This window comes from Nocardia sp. NPDC058114, from assembly GCF_042884695.1.
GTDB lineage: Bacteria > Actinomycetota > Actinomycetes > Mycobacteriales > Mycobacteriaceae > Nocardia.
The window spans coordinates 190,328-210,496 of record NZ_JBHVTK010000005.1 but is presented as its reverse complement, the minus strand read 5'-3'; the positions used below and the strand labels follow the sequence as shown (position 1 = coordinate 210,496).

The following is a 20,169-nucleotide window of genomic DNA, read 5'->3' as shown; positions in this document are numbered from 1 at the left end:
ATCAGGCGGTGTGCGCTCCGAACAGCTTAGGCAGCGTGCCTTCGAATGCCTCGCGCAATTCGGCGAGTGTCACGGAGAACTGCCCCTGCACCTCGACCGAATCCGAGCCCTGGTCGACCACGCCGATGCGCACCCACGGCAGCTGCCGCGCGTCACACATCTTGGTGAACCGGGTCTCCTCCGAACGCGGCACCGCGACGAGCACGCGTCCGGCCGACTCGGAGAACAGCTGCACGAACGGGTCAGAACCCTCGGGGAGCACGATGCGGCAACCGGTTTCGCCTGCCAGCGCCGCCTCGATGACGGTCTGTGCCAGGCCACCCTCGGACAGGTCGTGCGCGGCGGAGATCATGCCGTCGCGCGAACCCGAGGTGAGCACCTCCGAGAGCAGCTGCTCGCGGGCGAAGTCGACGCGCGGCGGCACGCCACCGAGGTGGTCGTGGGTGACCTGCGACCAGATCGAGCCGTCCAGCTCGTCGTGGGTCTCGCCGAGCAGGATCAGCGACTCGCCCGGCTCGAGGCCGAGGCCGGTCGGGATGCGGCGGTGCACATCGTCGATCACGCCGAGCACGCCGACCACCGGGGTGGGCAGGATGGCGTCCTTGCCGGTCTGGTTGTAGAAGCTCACGTTGCCGCCGGTCACCGGAATGCCCAGCGCCGCACAACCATCCGCGAGACCGCGCACGGCCTGCTGGAACTGCCACATCACGCCCGGATCCTCCGGGGAACCGAAGTTCAGGCAGTTGGTGACGGCCTTGGGGGTGGCGCCGGTGGTGGCGACATTGCGGAACGCCTCGGCCAGCGCCAGTTGCGCGCCGGTGTACGGGTCGAGCTTGGTGTAGCGGCCCGACGCGTCGGTGGCCAGCGCGATACCGCGGCCCGAGGACTCGTCGATGCGGACGACGCCCGCGTCGGCGTGCTCGGCCAGCACGGTGTTGCCGCGCACGTAACGGTCGTACTGCTCGGTGATCCACTTGCGGCTGCACAGCTGCGGGCTGGCGATCATCGTGAGCAAGGTCTCGCGCAGCTCGTCGCCGGTCTTGGGCCGGGTCAGGGTGGCGGTGGTGTCGGCGATCAGCGCGTCCTGGGTGTCGGGGCGCTGCACGGGACGCTCGTACACCGGGCCCTCGTGGGCGACGGTGCGCGGCGGTACGTCCACCACGGTCTCGCCGTGCCAGGTGATGACGAGGTGGTCGCCGTCGGTGACCTCACCGATGTCGGTGGCCAGCACGTCCCACTTCTTGCAGACGGCCATGAACGCGTCGACGTTCTCCGGCGTGACGACCGCGCACATGCGCTCCTGCGATTCGCTCGACAGGATCTCGGCGGGGGTCATGTGCGCGGCGCGCAGCGGGACCTTGGTCAGGTCGATGTGCATGCCGCCGTCGCCCGCCGCGGCGAGTTCGGACGTGGCGCAGGACAGACCGGCGCCGCCGAGGTCCTGGATGCCGACGACCAGCCCGGCCGCGTACAGGTCGAGACAGCACTCGATGAGTACCTTCTCGGTGAACGGGTCGCCCACCTGCACGGCGGGCAGCTTCTTGCGGCCGGTGCCGGACTCGTCACCGGAGAAGGAGTCCGAGGCGAGCACGGACACGCCGCCGATGCCGTCGAGGCCGGTACGCGCGCCGAACAGGATGATCCGGTTGCCGTTGCCCGAGGCGAAGGCCAGGTGCAGGTCTTCCACGCGCATCGCGCCCGCGCACAGCGCGTTCACGAGGGGGTTGCCCTGGTAGGAGGCGTCGAACACGGTCTCGCCGCCGACATTGGGCAGGCCGAGCGAGTTGCCGTAGCCGCCGACGCCGCGCACCACGCCGTCGACCACGCGACGGGTGTCGGGGGCGTCCGCCGCACCGAAGCGCAGCTGGTCCATCACCGCGATCGGGCGCGCGCCCATGGCCATGATGTCGCGCACGATGCCGCCGACGCCGGTGGCCGCGCCCTGGTAGGGCTCCACGTAGGAGGGGTGGTTGTGGCTTTCCACCTTGAAGGTGACGGCCCAGCCGTCGCCGATGTCGACCACGCCGGCGTTCTCGCCGATCCCGGCCAGCATCGAGGCCTTCATCTCGTCGGTGGTGGTTTCACCGAAATAGCGAAGATGCACCTTGGAGGACTTGTAGGAGCAGTGCTCGCTCCACATCACCGAGTACATCGCCAGCTCGGCATCGGTGGGCCGACGGCCCAGAATCTCCTTGATGCGGGCGTACTCGTCGTCTTTGAGACCGAGTTCCTTGTACGGCTGCGGAGCATCCGGGGTGGCTGCGGCGGTAGCGACGGTGTCGACCTGCAGTGTCACGGGAGACCAGGGTCCTTTCGGCCGGGGGGAACTTGATCTGCAGAGTCTAATGGTTGCGGGGTAACCGCCTGCCGCCCGTCCTGCCCTCACGCTGGGGAGGCGGCCGGATTCGGTCTGGTCACACTTGCGGTTGGGCCATTGGGGTACCCATTACTCTGGCGCTGTGAACGAAAGTCCGGGGGTTGCCGAGCAGGTCGAGCCGCGTATTCCCGATTCCGACAACCCGGACCGCCAACGACGCTGGCTGACCGCCGCCATCGGTTTGTTCGTGGTCTCCGCCGCCGTCGCACTGCTGGCGCACTGGTGGCACGGGTTCATCGACCTGCAGGTCTACCGCAACGGCGCGCGGGTGTGGCTCGACGGCGGCGACCTCTACGGCCCGATGCCGCCGGTGTACGGGCTGGGCCTGCCGTTCACCTACCCCCCGCTGGCCGCGATGTTCTTCGTGCCGCTGGCGCTGATGCCGCTGGTGGTCGCCGAGGTCGTCGTGCTGCTGACCTCGCTGGCGAGCCTGGGAATCGTGTTGTGGCTGGTGCTGGTTCGCGTGCGCCCCGAACTCGACCGGATCTCGGTGCTCACCGTGCTGATCGCCGGGCTCGGCCTCGCCCAGTACCTCGAACCGGTCCGCCAGACGTTCAACTTCGGCCAGATCAACCTGATCCTGATGGCCGCGGTCGCCCTCGACATTCTCGTGCGCAAGCCGTTCTGGCCGCGCGGGATGCTGATCGGCATCGCGGTGTCGATCAAGCTGATTCCGGCGGGCTATCTGCTGTACTTCCTGCTCCGCCGGGATTGGAAGGCCGCGGCCACCATGGTCGTCTCGGCCGCGGGCGCGGTGGGCGTCGGTTTCCTGCTGTTCCCCAAGGACTCGGTCGAATACTGGTTCCACACCGTCTCCGACACCGGCCGCATCGGCACGCCCTACTTCGCGGGCAACCAGTCGATCAAGGGCACGCTGTTCCGCCTCGGCCTGAACGAATCGCTGGCGACGGGCCTGTGGCTCGGTCTGTCGGCGGTCACCATCGCGCTGGCCGCGGTGTGGATGTACCGCCTGATCGGCGTGGGCAACGAGGTCGGCGCGCTGCTGGTGAACGCGGCGGCGGTGCTGTTGGTCTCACCGGTGTCGTGGTCGCATCACTGGGTCTGGGTCGCGCCCGCGCTGGTCGTCGCGGTCAGCCTGGCCGTGTCTCGCCGCTCTCGCGGCGTCACCACCCTCGTCGCTCTGTTCACGGTGATGTTCATCGTGGGCCCGCAGTGGGTGTTGCCACATTCGGGCGACAAGGAACTGGCCTGGGCCTGGTGGCAGCAGATCATCGGCAGCAGCTATGTGTGGACCACGTTCGCCGTGATCGTCTACGCGGTGCTCACCTACCACCCCAGCCGAAAGTCCTCGGCCGCACCGGAACTCGCGTCGGCCTGACCTCGGCGGCCATCGAGGCCGAGCCGATCCCCCGCCGCCGTCAGTCCGTTGCTTCCGGAGTGAGGAAGGCCGCGAGGGCCGAGGCATAGGCGGGCACGTCGGCGGCACCCATCAGTTCGCGGCACGAGTGCATGGCGAGCTGGGGTGCGCCCACGTCGACGGTCGACATGCCGGTGCGAGCCGCCGTCATCGGGCCGATGGTCGAGCCACAGGGCAGGTCGGCCCGGTGGACATACCGTTGCAGCGGCACGCCGGCCTGCGCACACGCCAGGGCGAACGCGCCCGCGCCCGCCGCGTCGGTGGCGTAGCGCAGGTTCTGATTCACCTTGAGCACCGGCCCACCGCCGACCTCGATGCGATGCGCGGGCTCGTGCCGGTCCGGGTAGTTCGGGTGCGTCGCGTGCGCCATATCGCCGGAGGCGACCACCGAACCGGCAAGCGCGGCAAGGTAATCCGCGCGCCCACCGCCACGGGCCAGCACGATCCGCTCCAGCACGGCGGGCAGCAGATCCGATTGCGCCCCACGATCGGACTGGCTCCCGACCTCCTCGTGGTCGAACATCACCAGCACCGCCGTCGCCGCACCCGGCTCGTCGGCGGCCGCGAGGAAGGCCTGCAGTCCGGCGTAGCAGGTGCCCTGGTTGTCGAGCCGCGGCGCGCTCACCAGGTCGAGGTCGCGACCGACGATCGTGCTCGACGCGAGGTCATGGGTCATCAGTTCCCAGCCGAGCACATCGGCACCGTCGACCTCGGCCCGCTCGGCGACGAAGTCGAGGAACGAGGCGGGCGCGTCGCCGATCCCCCAGATCGCGTTCACGTGCCGCTGCGGGTCGAGGGTGACCCCGCGCCGGTCCTCGGACAGGTGGATGGCCAACTGCGGCACCCGCAGGATCGGCTCGTCGATCCGCACCAGCACATCGCGCATCCGCGCGCCCTCGCGCACACTGAGCCGCCCCGACAGACCGAGCTCGCGGTCCAGCCAGGAGTTCAGCCAAGCCCCGCCGTACGGCTCGAGCCCGACGAGCTGCCACCCCGCCCCTGCCAGATCGGGATGCTGCTTCACGCGCAGGTTGGGGCTGTCGGTGTGCGCGCCGACCACCCGGAACGGAGCCGCGGGGACGGCGTCGTAGTCAGCCCACGCGATCAGCGAACCACCGCGCACCACATAGTGTTTGCCGCCCGCGTCATCCCACGCCGACGCCTCCGTCAACGGCGTGAAACCGTTGCCGTCCAGCTCGGCCGCCACCGTCGCACACACATGGAAGGGCGAGGGTGACGCATCGATGAAGGCACACAATCCGCTGGCCGTGGCCGCTGTCAAGGAAACCGGCATCCTGCGATCCTAGGCACGATGCCGTGCCCCGGCACCCCGCCCCGGAATACCGCGCTCGGATCAGTCGTCGCGTTCGGCGATCACCGCGAGCGCGGCCAGTAACTCGCCGTAGCGGCGATTCCCCAGGCGGCAGCGTAATTCTTCCTCCGCGAGCTTTTCCTGCGCGCGGATCCTGGCGGCCAGTTTGGCCCCGAGACTGCTCAAGCCGATCAGGATCCGGCGACGATCGTCGGTGGCGGCGACCCGGAAGATCAATCCGCGTTCGGCGAGATTGTCCGCGTGCCGGGTGGCCGACGACGGGGCCAGCCGCGCCTGGGCGGCCAGTTCCGACATCGTCATCCCGTCGTCGGTGGACAGCTGCGACAGGATCGCCCAGTGGTCGGCCGTGAGATTGTCAGCCGACAGCGCCGATTCGAGCCGGCCTACCCAGTTGCGCTCCGCGGAGCGCAGGGCGCCGTGCAGCGTGGAATACCCACTTATGATGGACACCGATTGCATTCCCACCTGCCGAGAAATTCATTCGAACAATCCTGTTCGCGCTAGGCGATAGAGTACAGAATGCCCTCGTTGGACCAGAGCCGGGATGAAACGATCGAGATTCTCTCGATCGTGCCCACACAAGGCCCTGGCGGCATCATCGCGCCATCGTGTACCGCGGCCATTTCCCTGGCAGTAGACGAAATCAATAGCGGCACAGGAATTCTGGGCCGTGAAATTCGTCTCACGACCCTCGACGGCGGCCGCGAACCACACGAAGTCGCCGCCGAAGTAGCGGCCTTCCTGGCCACCGGAATGGTCGGCGCGATCACCGGTTGGCACACCTCCGCGGTACGTCGAGCAGTCGCCGAGGCCGTGGACGCCCGCGTTCCCTACCTGTACGCCACCGACCACGAGGGCCTGCCCGACGAACGCCCCGGCGTCCTGCTGGTGGGCGAACATCCCGACCACCAGACAGTTCCCGCGGCCGCGTGGATGGCCCGCGAACTGGGGGTGCGCCGCTGGGCCGTTATCGGCAACGACTACATCTGGCCCCGCCGAACCGCTCGAGCCCTGCGCCGATCCCTGCCGAATCCGTACGACATCATCGTCGAGCACTACGTGCCGCTCGGCACCGCCGATTTCGGCGACTTCCTCGGCAACCCGACGCTGCTGCTGGCCGACGCGGTCCTGATCCTGATGGTCGGCGCCGACACCGCCCGCTTCAATCGCCAGTTCGCCGCCACCGGCCTGCCCGCCATGATGCCCCGGCTCAGCCCGGCGGTCGACGAGAACGTTTTGCTCAGCGCGGGGCCATCAGCGAACGCCAACCTCTATGTGGCGTCGAGTTTCTTCATCGACAACCACAGCGCCGAAGGTCGTGCCCGCCGCGCCCGCTATCACCGGCATCAGGGTCGATTCGCCCCCGCGCTGACCACTTTCAGCAACTCCACCTACGAGGCGATCCACCTGCTGAACACCCTGGCCGAGACCACCGGCACCCTCGACGTGAAAACGATCATCGCCGCGGCGGAAACGGGCCTGGTGCTGGACGGCCCGGCCACCCGCCGGGGTTTCCTGGGCAATCAAGCAGTAGGCCCCGCCCACCTGGCAACGGCGAACGGGGTCGACTTCGACATCATCGACACGCTCTAGTGCCGATGCGGGGCTGTCAGGCCTTGACGAAACTATCGATCACCGAGAAGAACATGCCGAGACCGTCGTCGCTGGGTCCGGTCAATGCCTCGGTCGCGTGCTCGGGGTGCGGCATCAAACCGACAACCCGCCCGTTGGCCGAGGAAATCCCGGCGATCCCGCGCTGCGAACCGTTCGGGTTGTCACCGGCGTACCGGAACACCACGCGACCTTCGCCTTCGAGCTCGTCGAGCACCTTCTCCGAAGCCTGGAAACGCCCCTCGCCCGACTTCAGCGGGACAAGAATCTGGGCGCCCGGCTCATACCGCGAACTCCACGCGGTATCGGTCGCCTCGACCTTCAACCACTCGTCGCGGCAGATGAAGTGCAGTCCCTCGTTGCGGGTCAGCGCACCCGGCAGCAGCCCGGCCTCACACAGCACCTGGAATCCGTTGCAGATACCGAGCACCGGCAGACCCTGCCCGGCGGCGCGAACGACCTCGCCCATCACCGGCGCGAACCGTGCGATCGCACCACACCGCAAGTAGTCCCCGTAGGAGAACCCACCGGGCACGATCACCGCGTCGACACCCTTGATATCGGCATCGGCATGCCACAGGCTCACAGCCTCGGCGCCGGCCAACCGCACCGCGCGAGCGGCGTCGACATCGTCGAGCGTGCCCGGGAAAGTAATAACGCCAATGCGTGCGCTCACGAGACCCGAACGACCTTCCAGTCCTCGATCACCGTGTTCGCCAGCAGCGCCTCGGCGATCTGCTCGAGCTGGGCGTCCGACACACTGTCGTCCACCTCGAGCTCGAATCGCTTGCCCTGCCGCACATCCGAGATTCCGGCGAATCCCAGACGCGGGAGCGCGCCGACCACGGCCTGTCCCTGGGGGTCCAGAATCTCGGCCTTCGGCATGACCTCGACCACGACTCGTGCCACGCGTTGCTCCTCAAGTGATGTGGGGGTTACCTCGGAAATCTTAGTTGACCGGGCCGTCGTGCCCGCGTTCCGGGGTCACGGCGGCTTAGCATCGGGTATGCGCATCGCCCACTTCGGTCATTCCTGCATCCTCGTGGAACTGCACGGCGTGAAAGTGCTGTTCGACCCCGGAACCTTCGCGCACGGGTTCGAGGGCATCACCGGCTTGGACGCGATCGCGGTGACCCACCAGCACCCCGACCACATCGATCCGAATCGGATCGGCGATCTCATCGAGAACAACCCCACCGCCCGGCTGCTGTCGGATCCGCAGACCGCGCAGCAGCGCAGCGAGGGCTGGGAGCCGGTGTCGGCCGGTCAGGTGCTCGATATCGGTGACTTACAGATCACCGGCGGCGGGGGCAGGCACGCGGTGATCCACCCGGAGATCCCGGTGATCGACAACACCGTCTTCCAGCTCGGCACCGAGGCCGACCCCGCCCAGCTGGTCCACCCCGGCGACTCGCTGTGGGTGCCGCCGGTCCCGGTCGGCGTGCTCGCCATCCCGGCCGTCGCCCCGTGGATGCGCATCGCCGAGGCCGTCGACTACCTACGCGCCGTCAACCCCCGCACCGCGGTGCCCATCCACCACGGCATCATCACCCCCTCGGCCCAGGGCATCTACTTCGGCAGGCTGACCGAGATGGCCCCGGCAGGCACCGAGTTCCGCGTACTCGAACCCGAGGACCAGGGCCAGTTCTGATCAGCGGTAGCTGGTCAGGAACAGCGCCTCGGCCAGTGCCATGTGCTCGATCTCGCTGGGGTCGACGCTCTCGTTGGGCGCGTGGATCAAGCATTTCGGCTCTTCGACGCCGATCAGCATGATCTCGGCCTTCGGGTAGGTATCGGCGAAGACGTTGCACAGCGGGATCGACCCGCCCTGCCCCTCGGTGGTCACGTCGCGGCCGTAGGAGGTCGCCATCGCCTTCTCCATGGCCGAGCGGGCGGGGCCCTGCGTGGACGCGACGAACGGTTCGCCGAGCGCCTCGACCTCGATGTCGAGTTCGGCGTTCCACGGCACGTGCGCGCGCAGGTGCTTCTCCAGCAGGTCGTAGGCCTGCTTGGGGTCGGTGCCCGGTGGGATGCGCAGGTTGAGCCTGGCCCTGGTGCTCGGCTGGATCGCCGCCGACGACCCGACCACCGCGGGCACGTCCATCCCCAGCACGGTCAGCGCGGGCCGCGCCCACAGCATGTCGGACACGGTTCCGTTGCCGAGCAGGCCGACACCGTCGAGCACACCCGCGTCCGACCGGAAGTCCGCCGACGGATACTGCGCGCCGGTCCACTTCTGATCGCCGGTGAGTCCGTCGATCGTGGTGTTGCCCTCGGCATCGCGCAACGACGACAGCAGCTGGATCATCGCGGCGAGCGCATCGGGCGCCGGTCCACCGAACATTCCCGAATGCATCGGCCCTTCCAGCGTTGTCACCGTCAGCACCACATTCACCATCCCCCGCAGGGTCTGGGTGAACGTCGGCACCCCGACCGCGAAATTGCCGCAGTCGGCGACCAGGATCGCATCCGATTGCAGCAGAGCGGGATTGGCGACGACGAACTTCTCCAGGCCGCCGGTGCCCTGCTCCTCCGATCCCTCCGCCACCACCGTGATCCCGATCGGGAAGTCGGGTCCGATCGCGCGCAGGGCGGTCAGATGCGTGACGATATTGCCCTTGCAGTCGGCCGCACCACGCCCGTACCAGCGCCCGTCCTTGTCGGTCAGCGTCCAGACCGGTGTCTTCCAAGCGGCATCGTCGAGCGGGGGCTGCACGTCGTAGTGGCAGTACAGCAGCACCGTCGGCGTGCCGGGCGGCCCCGGCTTCGACGCGATGACGGCTTTGCTGCCGTCGGGCGTCTCGTGCAGGCCCACCTCGGTCAACCCGGCCGCGGCGAACGCGTCGGCCACCCACTGCGCGGTCTGCGCACACCCTTCCGGCGGGAACTGACGCGGATCGGCGACGGATTTGAACGAAACAAGCTGGGCCAGATCCTTTTTCGCCTGACCCATCAGCCCGGAAACCTTGCCGCGCAGCGCCGTCACATCGTCGGTCATCTCTTCGCGCCTCACTTCGTCGTATCGTCGAGCTTCAGGGTCTCGAGATGAGAAAGATAGTCCTGCAAGCGATCCGGGCAGTAGGTGGCGATCGTGAGCGCCACCGCCTCGGCGGTCGCGCGCGGGCCGATCACCGGACGCTGTCCGGGTCCGGCCGCACCGTTGGTGATCGAGGCCTGGTATTTCGCCTTGATCATCGGCGAAGTCGGGTCCTGGCAGACCGACCCGCCGTCGTCGCCGAGCGCGTCGGCGATCACGTTCGTCTCCGGTGCGGGCAGACCGGCCGCGACCAGACTGTTGTGCAGCTGTTCGGCTTTCGCGCTCGCCTGGGTGTTCTCGCGGATCGCGGTGAAGGTGAACAGGCCGATCAGGGCGAACACCACCAGCAGCACACCTGAGGTGATGTAGATCCAGCGTCGCTTGTGGTCGGGGGCGTCTCCGGTCGTCATGCCTGCTGCCCTTCCGGTACGGCGAATTTCCAGCTGTCCCTGCGATTTCGATAGAACAGATACGGAATGAGCAGGCCGACGATGCCGAGGCCGCCACCCACGATGAGCACGTACACCCACGGACTGCCCGAGCCGAACTGTGACGGCGGCACGAAGCCGATCGTGAACGCGGCGATCGAGGAGGCCGCGCCGAGCGCGCACAGCGCCATCAGCGCGGGTGCCCGGTAGCCGCGCGGGTGATCCGGATCGTCGCGACGCAGCTTGGCGGCCGCGGCGAACATCAGCACGTACATGATCAGATACACCTGCGTGGTGATCACCGACAGAATCCAGTACGCGCTCGAGACATCGGGGATGAAGGCGTAGAGCAACGCGATGAACGTGGTGAACACGCCCTGCGCCACCAGCATGTTCTGTTGCACGCCGTGTTTGTTGAGCCGGGTCAGGAACGGCGGCAGGTACCCCTCGCTGCGCCCGATCAGCAACAGCCCCTTCGACGGTCCGGCCAGCCAGGTCAGCATGCCGCCGACGGCCGCGGCCACCAACGCGATGCCGACGATCGGGGTGAGGAAGCCGATTCCGAAGTGCGCGAAGAAGGCGTCGAAGGCCTGCATCACACCCGCGGTGAGGCTGAGGCTCGCCGCGGGGACGACCCAGCTGATCGCCAGCGCGGGCAGGATGAAGATCACCAGCACCAGGGCCATGGCCAGGAACATCGCCTTCGGGAATTCCTTGGCCGGGTTCTTCAGCGACGACACGTGCACCGCGTTCATCTCCATGCCCGCGTAGGACAGGAAGTTGTTCACGATCAGCACCAGGCTCGCCAACCCCGCCCAGGCCGGCAGCAGGTGCGACGAATCCATCGGCGCCGCGGACGGATTGCCCTGCGCCAGGAAGACCAGGCCGAGCACGACCAGCAAGGTGCCCGGAATCAGCGTGCCGATGATCAGGCCCATACTCGACAGCCCGGCCACGGTCTTGGTGCCTTGCGAGGACACGTACACACCCGCCCAGTAGACGGTGATGATCACGATCGCCACATACAGGCCGTTGGAGGCCAGCGACGGATGAATGATGTACGCGAAAGTGCTTGCCACATAAGCGAGCAGGCTCGGATAGTAAAAGATCGTCATGGCGAACTGGCACCAGACGGCAAGAAATCCGAGCGGCTTACTCAACCCCTGACTGACCCATTGATATACGCCGCCCTGCCATCCCGACGCGAGTTCCGCGGCGACCAGCGAGGTCGGCATCAGAAACAGAATCGCGGGAATGACATAGAGGAATACGCAGGCCAATCCGTATACGGCCATGGTGGGCGCTGATCGCAGACTCGCCACCGAACTCGTGGTCATCAGCGCCAAGGTCACCCAGGACATATATTTCGTCGTCGTCGCGACTTTCGTCGAAGTGCCCGTCATCAGCGCTGCCTCCTGCTGTGTTCACACAACTAGCGGAAACCACTCGATCAACTGATGAATGATAAATCGCGCAGGAAGCTATCGGGGCCACCGCCGCGCGCTGATCGCCGGTTACGCGCGCGGCGGTGGCGGTCAGGCGGCTCGGACAGCCGGGTAGGGCTCCCAGCGGTATACGTCGCTGTGGGCGCCGTGATAGAGCGCGAGGTCGACCGCGTCCAGCACGGCTTGGCGCGGACCCGACCGCTGCAACTGCGCCGCCGACACCGCCAACCGCAGCACGCCGCCGCGTCGAGCGGTGCGCGCGGCGCCCATCACCAGCGCCCGGCACCACCATGGCTCGGCCCGGAAGCCCTCGCCGATCCCGTACACCCGAGCGCGCTGGGCGACATCGCGTTCCAGGTCGAGCATGGTGGTGAGCCCGAATGCCATGCGGAAGCCCACGTCGGGCAACGCCGCCAGCGCACCGTTCGAGGCGTCCCAGCGCGGCGCGGCGAACAGCCGGGTCCGCAGTTGCACCCGCTCCATCACCCGATCGGCGGCCTTGAGCCGCAGCGTCGCCTCGTGCCGGGGCAGATCGGCGAACTCCGCGCGCCGCGCCTTGGTGGCGGCCTGGTCGTAGCCGTGCAGCACGATCGCGTCGCCTTCGAGGCGCCGCCCGCGCAGCCACGACTGCGTCGCCGGATCGTCGACCAACCGGTACTTGCCCTTCAATCGCGGCGCGACCAGCAGCGACAGGCGCACACCTCGCGCGTCCATCTCTCCGGCGAACTCGATCGCGGCATCGCGAGTCGTATCCCGGATCCCCGACACCGAAACGATCAACTCAGCGTTCATGCACCTACGGTGACAGCTCGAGGTGACGCCGGCGTGCTACCCCGATGACGCCACGACGAATTCCAGCGCACTCCTCACCACCCCTGCCAGTGCAATACCTGTTCGCGCGGCACCCGCACCGCGGGTTTGAAGTCGGTGCCGATCGTGAACGCCAGCGGCAGGAAGGCCGCCAGCATGACCTTGTCGTACGGAACACCCAGTACCGCAGCGAGTTCCCGTTCCAGGGGCGCCTGCGCGGTGGTCCATACGGTGCCGAGTCCGCGGGCTCGCGCGGCCAGCATGAAGCTCCACACCGACGGCAGGATCGAGCCCCACGTGCCCGCCTGGACTTCCACCGAGGCGCGGTCGGTGCGGCCTTCCACGGCGGGGATCACGAACGCGGGCACCCGGTGGATATTGGCCGTCAGATAGCGCAAGCCGTCGAAAACCCGCTCGGTGGAGCGCGGGGAGACGTTCATCCGCTCCGCGTCGCGCGCGGTCAGCGGCGTCCCCTGGCTCAGCGGCAGCGACCGCCGGAAGATGTCGGCCAGCTCGCCACGGCGGGCCTTGTCGGTGACGACCAGGAAGTGCCAGCGCTGCCGATTGCGCCCGGTCGGCGCCTGCGTGGCCAGATCGACGCACTCCTCGATGAGCGACCGGGGCACCGGCCGATCGAAGTCGAGCCGCTTGCGAACCGCGCGGGTGGTCGACAGCAACTGGTCCGGGGTCAGATCGAGAGTCATGGGCGCTCCTCGTGCCACGCAGGAATCGTCTGGCACCGGACAATCTGTGCTCAGACGATTATGACGTTAGAGCGCCAACCATCTGCCGTCAAACAATCTGTGTACAGATGATTTAATGGAGGCTCGGACCCGAGGAGTCGCATGCCGCCCAAGCCCACCTACTTCCCCCAGCTCGCCGCCGAACGACCCGACATCGCCCTGTGCCGGGCCTCGGCAGCGGTCGCCCGCGCGGCGGAAGCACACGCGAACGCGCAGGGCCTGGGCGTCGGCCAGCACCTGGTCCTGAAGATGCTCGCCGAGGTCGGCGCCTGCTCCCAGCAGGCACTGGCCGAGGAACTGCGCATCGACCGCAGCGTGATGGTGACGGTCTGCGACGACCTCGAGTCATCCGGATATGTTCGGCGCGAACGCAACCCGCTCGACCGCCGCTCCTACGCCGTCACCCTCACCTCTGCGGGCAGCGACCGCCTACACGGCGCCGAAGCCGCCACCCCCGCTTTCCTCGACGACACCTTCGCCGCGCTGACCCCCAGCGAACGCACCCAACTCACCACATTGCTCGGCAAGCTACTCATCACCGAACCTCGGCCCTGACACAAAAAAGGGCCCCGGCCGAAGCCGGGGCCCACCGCATCAGGCGTCCGCGAGACCCACTCGGTCGAGGACCCAGGCGTACTCGAAGCCGACTTCCTTCCACTTCTCGTAGCGGCCGCTCACACCGCCGTGACCCGCGGTCATCTCCGTCTTGAGCAGCACCTCGTTGTCGCCGGTCTTGGTGGCGCGCAGCTTGGCGACCCACTTGGCCGGTTCCACGTAGAGGACACGGGTGTCGTTGAGGCTGGTGATCGCCAGAATGGCCGGGTAGTCCTTGGCCTCGACGTTCTCGTAGGGCGAGTACGACTTCATGTACTCGTAGACGTCCTTGTCCGCCAAGGGATTTCCCCACTCGTCCCATTCGATCACCGTCAGCGGCAGCGACGGATCGAGGATGGAGGTGAGCGGGTCGACGAAGGGCACATTGGCGAGGATGCCGTTGAACAGTTCCGGCGCCAGGTTGGCGACCGCGCCCATCAGCAGCCCGCCCGCGCTGCCGCCGTCGGCGATCAAGCGGTCGGGTGCGGTGGCACCGGTATCGATGAGATGACTCGCGCAGGCGACGAAGTCGGTGAAGGTGTTCTTCTTCAGCAGCGTCTTGCCGTGCTCGTACCAGAGCCTGCCCATCTCCCCGCCGCCGCGCACATGCGCCACGGCGAACACCATGCCGCGATCGAGCAGCGACAGCCGCGACACCGAGAACGACGGATCGATGCTGGCCTCGTAGGAGCCGTATCCGTACAGCAGGGTGGGTTTCGGCCCGTCGGCCAGACCCTTGCGCTTGATGATCGAGATCGGAATGCGGGTGCCGTCGGCGGCGATGGCCCAATCGCGGTGCTGCTCATAGTCATCGGCGTCGTACCCGCCGAGCACCGGCTGTTCCTTGCGCAGCAGCAGCTCGCCGGTGGCGGGCACATAGTCGAACACCTGCATCGGCGTGATGAACGAGGCGACCCCCACGCGCAAGGTGGGCTGCTCCCACTCCGGGCTCGAACCCGCACCGGCGGAGAACAACTCGAGGCCGAAGTCGAGCTCTGTCAGTTCGCCGAAGCCCTCCGGGGTGAGCGGCCACACCGACAGGCGCGGCAGCGCGTCGCGCCGGTAACCGAGTACCAGATGGGTGGCGAAGGCGTCGATGTCCTCGAGCCGCACGTCCTCGCGATGCCCGATCAGGGTCGTCATGTCCGACGGGTCGGTGGCGGGTGCGACGGCGAGCACGAAGTTCTCCGCCTTCACGCCGTCGACCACGTCGTTGTGCAGGATCAGGAACTTGTCCTCGCCCGCGATCACCGCGTGCTCGGCCGAGTACTCCACGCCTTCGCGGCGCGGCAGCAGCACCCGGAACTCGCCCTCGGGATTGTCCGACTCCAGGACCCAGCCCTCGGTGGTGATCTTGGAACCGAGCCAGACCATCAGGTACTTCTCGGAGCGGGTCGCGCCGACACTCACCCAGTAGCGCTCGTCGGGCTCGTGGAACACCGTCACATCGGCGTCGGAACCGGTGCCGACGCGGTGGCGCCACACGGTGTCGGGCCGCCACGACTCGTCGACCGTCTGATAGAAGATGTGCGTGCCGTCCAGCGACCAGGTCGCCCCCGGCGCCGCGCCCGCCACCTCGTCGGCCAGCAGTTCACCGGTGCGCAGATCCTTGATCCGCAGCGTGTAGCGCTCGTCGCCGGAGCTGTCCACGGAGTAGGCGAGCAGGTTGCCGTCGTGGCTCAGCGAGAACGCGCCGAGCGCGAAGAAGTCCAGCCCCTCGGCGAGGATATTGCTGTCGAGCAGCACCTGCTCGCCCTCGATCGCCGAGCCGACCTCCAGCTGGGGCGGCGTCCAGGCGTCGATACCCTCGGCTTTCGCGTCGACGGGACAGCGGCAGTGCACGCCGTACTGTTTGCCCTCGAAACTGCGCGAGTAGTACCAGTAGTCGCCCAGCCGCGTCGGGACCGAGAGATCGGTTTCCTGCGTCCTGGCCTTGATCTCGTCGAAGATCTTGTCCCGCAGGGGCTGCAGCTGGTCGGTCTGCGCCGCGGTGAAGGCGTTCTCCGCCTCCAGGTACGCGATGACCTCGGGGTCTTCCTTGTCCCGCAGCCACTCGTAGTCGTCGACGAACGTGTCACCGTGGTGGACCCGCTCGACGGGCGCCCTCTTCGCGATCGGCGCCGACACGGTCTCATTCTCGCCAGCCATTGGTCCACCGTAGCCGCCCCGCTCCCACCGGGCCCGCCAACTCGGCCGTCGGCGGCCGGCGGCAGCGGGCTCGCGCCGGCCGAGTGAGTATTTCTGCGCATCTGCCGCAGGCCCGTTGTGCGTAGCCTGACCCGCATGGGGATGCGGTACGCAATGCGTTCGTTGGTCGTGACTGCCGGGGTGGCCTTGGCCGCGGGATCGGGAGCGGTGATGCCGGCGAACGCGTGCGCCTGCGGCGGCGTGGTGAGCGCGGACAGTTCGGCGCGGGTGAACAACGAGTCCGCGGTCGTGGGCTGGGACGGGCGGCGCGAGACCGTGCTGATGAGGTTGGGAATGCAGTTCACCGGTGCCGACGCGGCCCTGATCGTGCCGACGCCGACGCCGGCGACCGTCTCGGCGGGCAGTCCGGACTCGTTCAGGGAGCTGTCGCGCATGACCGCACCCGAGCGGGTCACCGAATACGACTGGTTCGGCAGCGGTTCGCTCGGCGGCGACGCATCTGGCGCCGCTCCGGGTTCGGGTCCCGACGTGCTGAGCCAAGTGCAGTTGGGCCCGCTGGAGGCGACCACCTTGCGCGGCGGCGATCTCACCGGTGTGCGCGAGTGGCTCGACACCAACGGCTATCAGCTCCGGCCCGAGGTGAGCGCCACGCTCGACCCCTATCTCCGCGAGGGCTGGTCCTTCGTCGCGATGCGCCTCACCAGCGCGAAGCCCCTCGCCGGCGCCCTGGACCCGGTCCGCCTCACCTTCGACTCCGACCGCCTCGTGTACCCGATGCGCATGTCGGCCGCCGCGACCACACCGCAGTCGGTCCACCTGTACGTCTTCAGCGACCACCGGGTGGCACGCATCGATCCCGATACCGAACCCCACGTCATCACCACCGAATTCGCCTCTCCGGTCGGCGAACCCAGCAATCCGGACCTGAAAGCGCTTGCGGCGAGCGGCAACTACCTCACCGAACTCTCGATCTACATCCCCCACCCGGCGACGATCACCAGCGATTTCCTTCTGGGTCCCGCCGCCGAGAACGTCCCCGTGCGTGACCGAGTGGTGAGCAAGGAATACGTCGAGATCCTCGGTCTGCCCGCGGGTTACGTCTTGATCGTCGCCGGGCTGTCACTGATCGGCGTGATCGCGAGCGTGGTCCTGCGTCGGCGGTCCGCGAGGTAGTCCGAACGCACCGCGACCCGGCTCTTCGGCGGTCACCGCCGTCGAACCGGGTCGCCTGTGGGAATTCTCAGGCCCCGAGCGCGGGTCCGATGACCGGCCACGAAGCGTGCAGGGCGTCCTGCCAGTAGGACCAGGAGTGCGTGCCCACCGGATGGTAGTCGATCTTGGCGCCGATGCCCGCGGCGCGCAGGCGCTGGTCGAAGGCCACCATGCAGGTGTTGACGCCGAGCTCGATGGGTCCGCCGAGGAAGATGTTCTCGGCCAGCGTGGGCTTGAGTTCGGCCTCGTGCGGTCCGGGGATGCCGGTGCCGGTCGACATGTACAGCGCCTTGCCGCGCAGCCCATCGATCATCAGGGCCGGGTCGTGCGCCGCCCACTCGGGGCTGCCGGGCGCGCCCCACATGTTGCCGGGATTGCCGCCCCGGTTGACGATGGAGAACATCATCGCGCCCGCCGCCATCGCGATGTCCGGACAGGCGCTGTAACCGGCGACGGCCCGGTAGAGGCCGGGGTGGCGGGCGGCCAGAATGTAGGCCGCGTTGCCGCCCATCGACAGTCCGCCGATGCCGTTCACGCCGGTGCCGTTGAACTGACCGTCGATCAGGCCGGGCAGTTCCTGGGTGAGGAACGTTTCCCACTTGTACCGGCCGAAACGCGGATCGTCGGTGACCCAGTCGGTGTAGTAGCTGGCCTGGCCGCCCATCGGCATCACCACGTTGACGTTCTTGTCGCGGAAGAAGGCTTCGGCGTCGGTGGCGTTGGTCCAGGTGCTCTGGCCGATGCCGGGGTCGAGGCCGTCGAGCAGGTAGTACGTGCCCCGCGCGCCACCGCCCGCGGGGTGCAGGACCTGGAGATCGACGTTGCGGCCCATCGCGGGCGAGGTGACGGTGATCGCCGTCCGGTGCGGAGTCAGTTCGCTGACTCCGATGATCTGCGCGGCGGACGCCGTCGTGGGGTGAACCACCGCCGGTCCGATGACACCGAGGGCAAGGGCCAGCACTGCAGCAGCAACACCTGTACGACGCACGATCTACCCTCCATAACCGCATGCCAATGACAGTCCAAAATAACCCACAGGCGAACGAATCGGAAGCATTCGGCGGTTCGGCGTTTCTTCAGCAAACTCTCCGGTTTGCAATGACCGCTTCGCCGGAATTCCGGGTCAGCGGATGAGGGCGCCCCGGATCGAACCGGCCAGATAGTCGAGATCCGCCCGCGCGGGCGACGTCGGCCGCGCACGCAGACCGAAGCCGTCGCCGGGCCTTCGCGGGATCACATGCAGGTGCACATGGAAGACCTCCTGCCCCGCCGTAACCCCGTCGGCGAGAAAGAAATTCACCCCGTCGGCCGCCACTTCACTGCTGCGCAACGCGGCGGCGATCCGCTGCCCGACCTGAAAGAGCTTGCCGCCCAACGCGGGATCGAGATCGGCCAGACTCGGTGCGGGCACCTTCGGCACCACGAGCACATGCCCCGGCGTCACAGGACGAATATCCATGAAGGCGAGGACTTCGTCGTCCTCGTACACCTTCGAGGACGGGGCGGCCCCGGCGATGATATCGGCGAAGATCGTGTACGGATTCACCCGACCACGGTATCGACCCCGACGCACGAAAGCCCGCCACCGGCGCCGAAAAGGCGGCAGTGGCGGGCTGATTCGCACGGGACTACAGAATCGGCGACGGCGTGTAGCGCGCGGCGTCCGGATTCGCCTCGACCAGCTTCTGCACCTGCGCGACGACCTCGGCGACCTGGTCCGATGCCGCGCCGATGAACGCCGCCTTGTCGGCCAGCGCCGCGTCGAGTCCGGCCCGGTCCAGCGGCATCCGCGCATCGGCGGCGAGACGATCCAGCAGATCGGGTTCGCGGCCCTGCTCGCGCATGGCCAGCGCCACCGCCACCGCGTGCTCCTTGATGACCTCGTGCGCGGTCTCGCGGCCGACGCCCGCGCGCACCGCCGCCATCAGGATGCGGGTGGTCGCCAGGAACGGCAGGTACCGGTCGAGCTCACGCGAGACCACCGCCGGGTAGGCGCCGAACTCGGCGAGCACGGTCAGGAAGGTCTCCATCTGCCCGTCGATGGCGAAGAACGCGTCGGGCAGCGCGACGCGGCGCACCACCGAGCAGAACACGTCGCCCTCGTTCCACTGGGCGCCCGCCAGCTCGGCGGCCATCGAGCCGTAGCCGCGCAGGATCACCTGCAGGCCGTTCACCCGCTCACACGAGCGCGTGTTCATCTTGTGCGGCATCGCCGACGAACCGACCTGGCCCGGCTGGAAACCCTCGGTGACCAGCTCATGACCGGCCATCAGCCGGATCGTGTGCGCGAACGACGACGGCCCCGCGCCCAGCTGTACCAGCGCGGACAGCACATCGTGATCGAGCGAGCGCGGGTACACCTGACCCACGCTGGTGAACACGTTCGCGAAGCCGAGGTGAGTGGCCACCTGCTGTTCGAGGGCGGCGAGCTTGTTCGCGTCACCGTCGAGCAGGTCGAGCATGTCCTGGGCGGTGCCCATCGGGCCCTTGATCCCGCGCAGCGGGTAGCGGTCGATCAGCTCGCGCACGCGCGCCAGCCCGACCAGCATCTCGTCGGCGGCGGAGGCGAAGCGTTTGCCCAGCGTGGTGGCCTGCGCGGCGACATTGTGCGAGCGCCCGGCCATCACCAGGGTCTGGTACTCAGCGGCCCGCTCGGCCAGGCGCGCCGCGATGGCGATGCCGTGGCGGTACACGTGCTCGAGCGAGAGCCGGATCTGCAGCTGCTCGACGTTCTCGGTGAGGTCGCGGCTGGTCATGCCCTTGTGCACGTGCTCGTGCCCGGCGAGCGCGTTGAATTCCTCGATCCGCGCCTTCACGTCGTGGCGGGTGACCCGCTCACGCTCGGCGATCGAGGCCAGGTCGACATGGTCGATGACGCGTTCATAATCATCGACAACCCCTGCGGGGACATCGATTCCGAGTTCGGCCTGCGCACGCAGCACCTCCAGCCACAGCCGGCGCTCGAGCACGATCTTGTTCTCGGGCGACCAGAGCGCGACGAGCTCCGGGCTGGCGTATCGGGTGGCGAGGACATTCGGGACGAGGCTCACGAG

The 20,169-nt window shown here is 67.9% G+C and carries 19 protein-coding genes; 5 read left to right on the top strand and 14 right to left on the bottom strand.

What is annotated here, in order from left to right; all coding sequences use genetic code 11:
• Position 1 precedes the first annotated feature (1 nt).
• The gene (gene purL / locus ACFVVI_RS20505) at positions 2-2,296 is read right to left on the bottom strand and encodes a phosphoribosylformylglycinamidine synthase subunit PurL (protein WP_378990593.1); all 2,295 of its coding nucleotides are present in this window, start codon (positions 2,294-2,296) and stop codon (positions 2-4) included.
• Between the two features lie 163 nt (positions 2,297-2,459).
• On the opposite strand from purL, the gene ACFVVI_RS20500 reads away from it, so the two are divergent.
• On the top strand, positions 2,460-3,716 hold the full coding sequence (locus ACFVVI_RS20500; protein WP_387446327.1) for a glycosyltransferase 87 family protein: 1,257 nt from the start codon (positions 2,460-2,462) through the stop codon (positions 3,714-3,716).
• A gap of 40 nt (positions 3,717-3,756) precedes the next feature.
• Here ACFVVI_RS20500 and ACFVVI_RS20495 read toward each other — a convergent pair whose 3' ends face one another.
• Together ACFVVI_RS20495 and ACFVVI_RS20490 are read right to left on the bottom strand one after the other, a co-directional pair.
• Positions 3,757-5,049 (bottom strand): M18 family aminopeptidase, encoded by a 1,293-nt coding sequence (locus ACFVVI_RS20495; protein ID WP_378658054.1) that lies wholly within the window; start codon positions 5,047-5,049, stop codon positions 3,757-3,759.
• Positions 5,050-5,109: 60 nt separating this feature from the next.
• Positions 5,110-5,547 carry a MarR family winged helix-turn-helix transcriptional regulator gene (locus ACFVVI_RS20490; RefSeq protein WP_378631758.1) on the bottom strand — a complete coding sequence of 146 codons (438 nt, stop codon included), beginning with the start codon at positions 5,545-5,547 and terminating at the stop codon, positions 5,110-5,112.
• Between the two features lie 60 nt (positions 5,548-5,607).
• Here ACFVVI_RS20490 and ACFVVI_RS20485 point away from each other — a divergent pair, with 60 nt between their 5' ends.
• On the top strand, positions 5,608-6,681 hold the full coding sequence (locus ACFVVI_RS20485) for a substrate-binding domain-containing protein (protein WP_387446325.1): 1,074 nt from the start codon (positions 5,608-5,610) through the stop codon (positions 6,679-6,681).
• A gap of 16 nt (positions 6,682-6,697) precedes the next feature.
• Here the strand turns inward: ACFVVI_RS20485 and purQ are convergent, their stop codons facing one another.
• Both purQ and purS read right to left on the bottom strand, forming a co-directional pair.
• Complete coding sequence (gene purQ / locus ACFVVI_RS20480) at positions 6,698-7,375, bottom strand: phosphoribosylformylglycinamidine synthase subunit PurQ (protein WP_378631755.1); 678 nt, start codon at positions 7,373-7,375, stop codon at positions 6,698-6,700.
• Positions 7,372-7,608, bottom strand: coding sequence for a phosphoribosylformylglycinamidine synthase subunit PurS (purS, locus tag ACFVVI_RS20475; protein ID WP_056818769.1), 237 nt, complete (start codon positions 7,606-7,608; stop codon positions 7,372-7,374). Before purS ends, purQ begins: the two co-directional genes overlap by 4 nt.
• A gap of 97 nt (positions 7,609-7,705) precedes the next feature.
• On the opposite strand from purS, the gene ACFVVI_RS20470 reads away from it, so the two are divergent.
• Complete coding sequence (locus tag ACFVVI_RS20470; RefSeq protein WP_378990597.1) at positions 7,706-8,350, top strand: MBL fold metallo-hydrolase; 645 nt, start codon at positions 7,706-7,708, stop codon at positions 8,348-8,350.
• On the opposite strand, the gene ACFVVI_RS20465 is transcribed toward ACFVVI_RS20470, so the two are convergent.
• The 5 genes from ACFVVI_RS20465 to ACFVVI_RS20445 all read right to left on the bottom strand — a co-directional run bounded on the left by ACFVVI_RS20465 (position 8,351) and on the right by ACFVVI_RS20445 (position 13,123).
• Positions 8,351-9,697 (bottom strand): dipeptidase, encoded by a 1,347-nt coding sequence (locus tag ACFVVI_RS20465; protein ID WP_387446322.1) that lies wholly within the window; start codon positions 9,695-9,697, stop codon positions 8,351-8,353.
• 11 nt (positions 9,698-9,708) lie between these two features.
• The gene (locus ACFVVI_RS20460) at positions 9,709-10,146 is read right to left on the bottom strand and encodes a hypothetical protein (RefSeq protein WP_387446320.1); all 438 of its coding nucleotides are present in this window, start codon (positions 10,144-10,146) and stop codon (positions 9,709-9,711) included.
• Entirely contained in the window at positions 10,143-11,567 is a 1,425-nt protein-coding gene (locus ACFVVI_RS20455) for an APC family permease (protein WP_378990601.1), read from the bottom strand. The genes ACFVVI_RS20460 and ACFVVI_RS20455 overlap by 4 nt, the downstream gene beginning before the upstream one ends.
• A gap of 132 nt (positions 11,568-11,699) precedes the next feature.
• The gene (locus ACFVVI_RS20450; RefSeq protein ID WP_378658062.1) at positions 11,700-12,401 is read right to left on the bottom strand and encodes a DUF2334 domain-containing protein; all 702 of its coding nucleotides are present in this window, start codon (positions 12,399-12,401) and stop codon (positions 11,700-11,702) included.
• A 74-nt stretch (positions 12,402-12,475) separates the two neighbouring features.
• Positions 12,476-13,123: a nitroreductase family protein gene (locus tag ACFVVI_RS20445; RefSeq protein ID WP_378990602.1), complete on the bottom strand. Its 648-nt coding sequence runs from the start codon at positions 13,121-13,123 to the stop codon at positions 12,476-12,478.
• 141 nt (positions 13,124-13,264) lie between these two features.
• Here ACFVVI_RS20445 and ACFVVI_RS20440 point away from each other — a divergent pair, with 141 nt between their 5' ends.
• Positions 13,265-13,717: a MarR family winged helix-turn-helix transcriptional regulator gene (locus tag ACFVVI_RS20440; RefSeq protein WP_387446319.1), complete on the top strand. Its 453-nt coding sequence runs from the start codon at positions 13,265-13,267 to the stop codon at positions 13,715-13,717.
• A gap of 39 nt (positions 13,718-13,756) precedes the next feature.
• On the opposite strand, the gene ACFVVI_RS20435 is transcribed toward ACFVVI_RS20440, so the two are convergent.
• Positions 13,757-15,904: a S9 family peptidase gene (locus ACFVVI_RS20435; RefSeq protein WP_387446317.1), complete on the bottom strand. Its 2,148-nt coding sequence runs from the start codon at positions 15,902-15,904 to the stop codon at positions 13,757-13,759.
• Between the two features lie 153 nt (positions 15,905-16,057).
• Here ACFVVI_RS20435 and ACFVVI_RS20430 point away from each other — a divergent pair, with 153 nt between their 5' ends.
• On the top strand, positions 16,058-17,077 hold the full coding sequence (locus ACFVVI_RS20430; RefSeq protein WP_387446316.1) for a DUF2330 domain-containing protein: 1,020 nt from the start codon (positions 16,058-16,060) through the stop codon (positions 17,075-17,077).
• A gap of 67 nt (positions 17,078-17,144) precedes the next feature.
• Here the strand turns inward: ACFVVI_RS20430 and ACFVVI_RS20425 are convergent, their stop codons facing one another.
• The 3 genes from ACFVVI_RS20425 to purB form a co-directional block, all read right to left on the bottom strand.
• Positions 17,145-18,104: an alpha/beta hydrolase gene (locus tag ACFVVI_RS20425; protein WP_378990606.1), complete on the bottom strand. Its 960-nt coding sequence runs from the start codon at positions 18,102-18,104 to the stop codon at positions 17,145-17,147.
• 135 nt (positions 18,105-18,239) lie between these two features.
• The gene (locus tag ACFVVI_RS20420; RefSeq protein WP_387446315.1) at positions 18,240-18,662 is read right to left on the bottom strand and encodes an HIT family protein; all 423 of its coding nucleotides are present in this window, start codon (positions 18,660-18,662) and stop codon (positions 18,240-18,242) included.
• An 82-nt stretch (positions 18,663-18,744) separates the two neighbouring features.
• Entirely contained in the window at positions 18,745-20,166 is a 1,422-nt protein-coding gene (gene purB, locus ACFVVI_RS20415) for an adenylosuccinate lyase (protein ID WP_378990608.1), read from the bottom strand.
• Positions 20,167-20,169 lie beyond the last annotated feature (3 nt).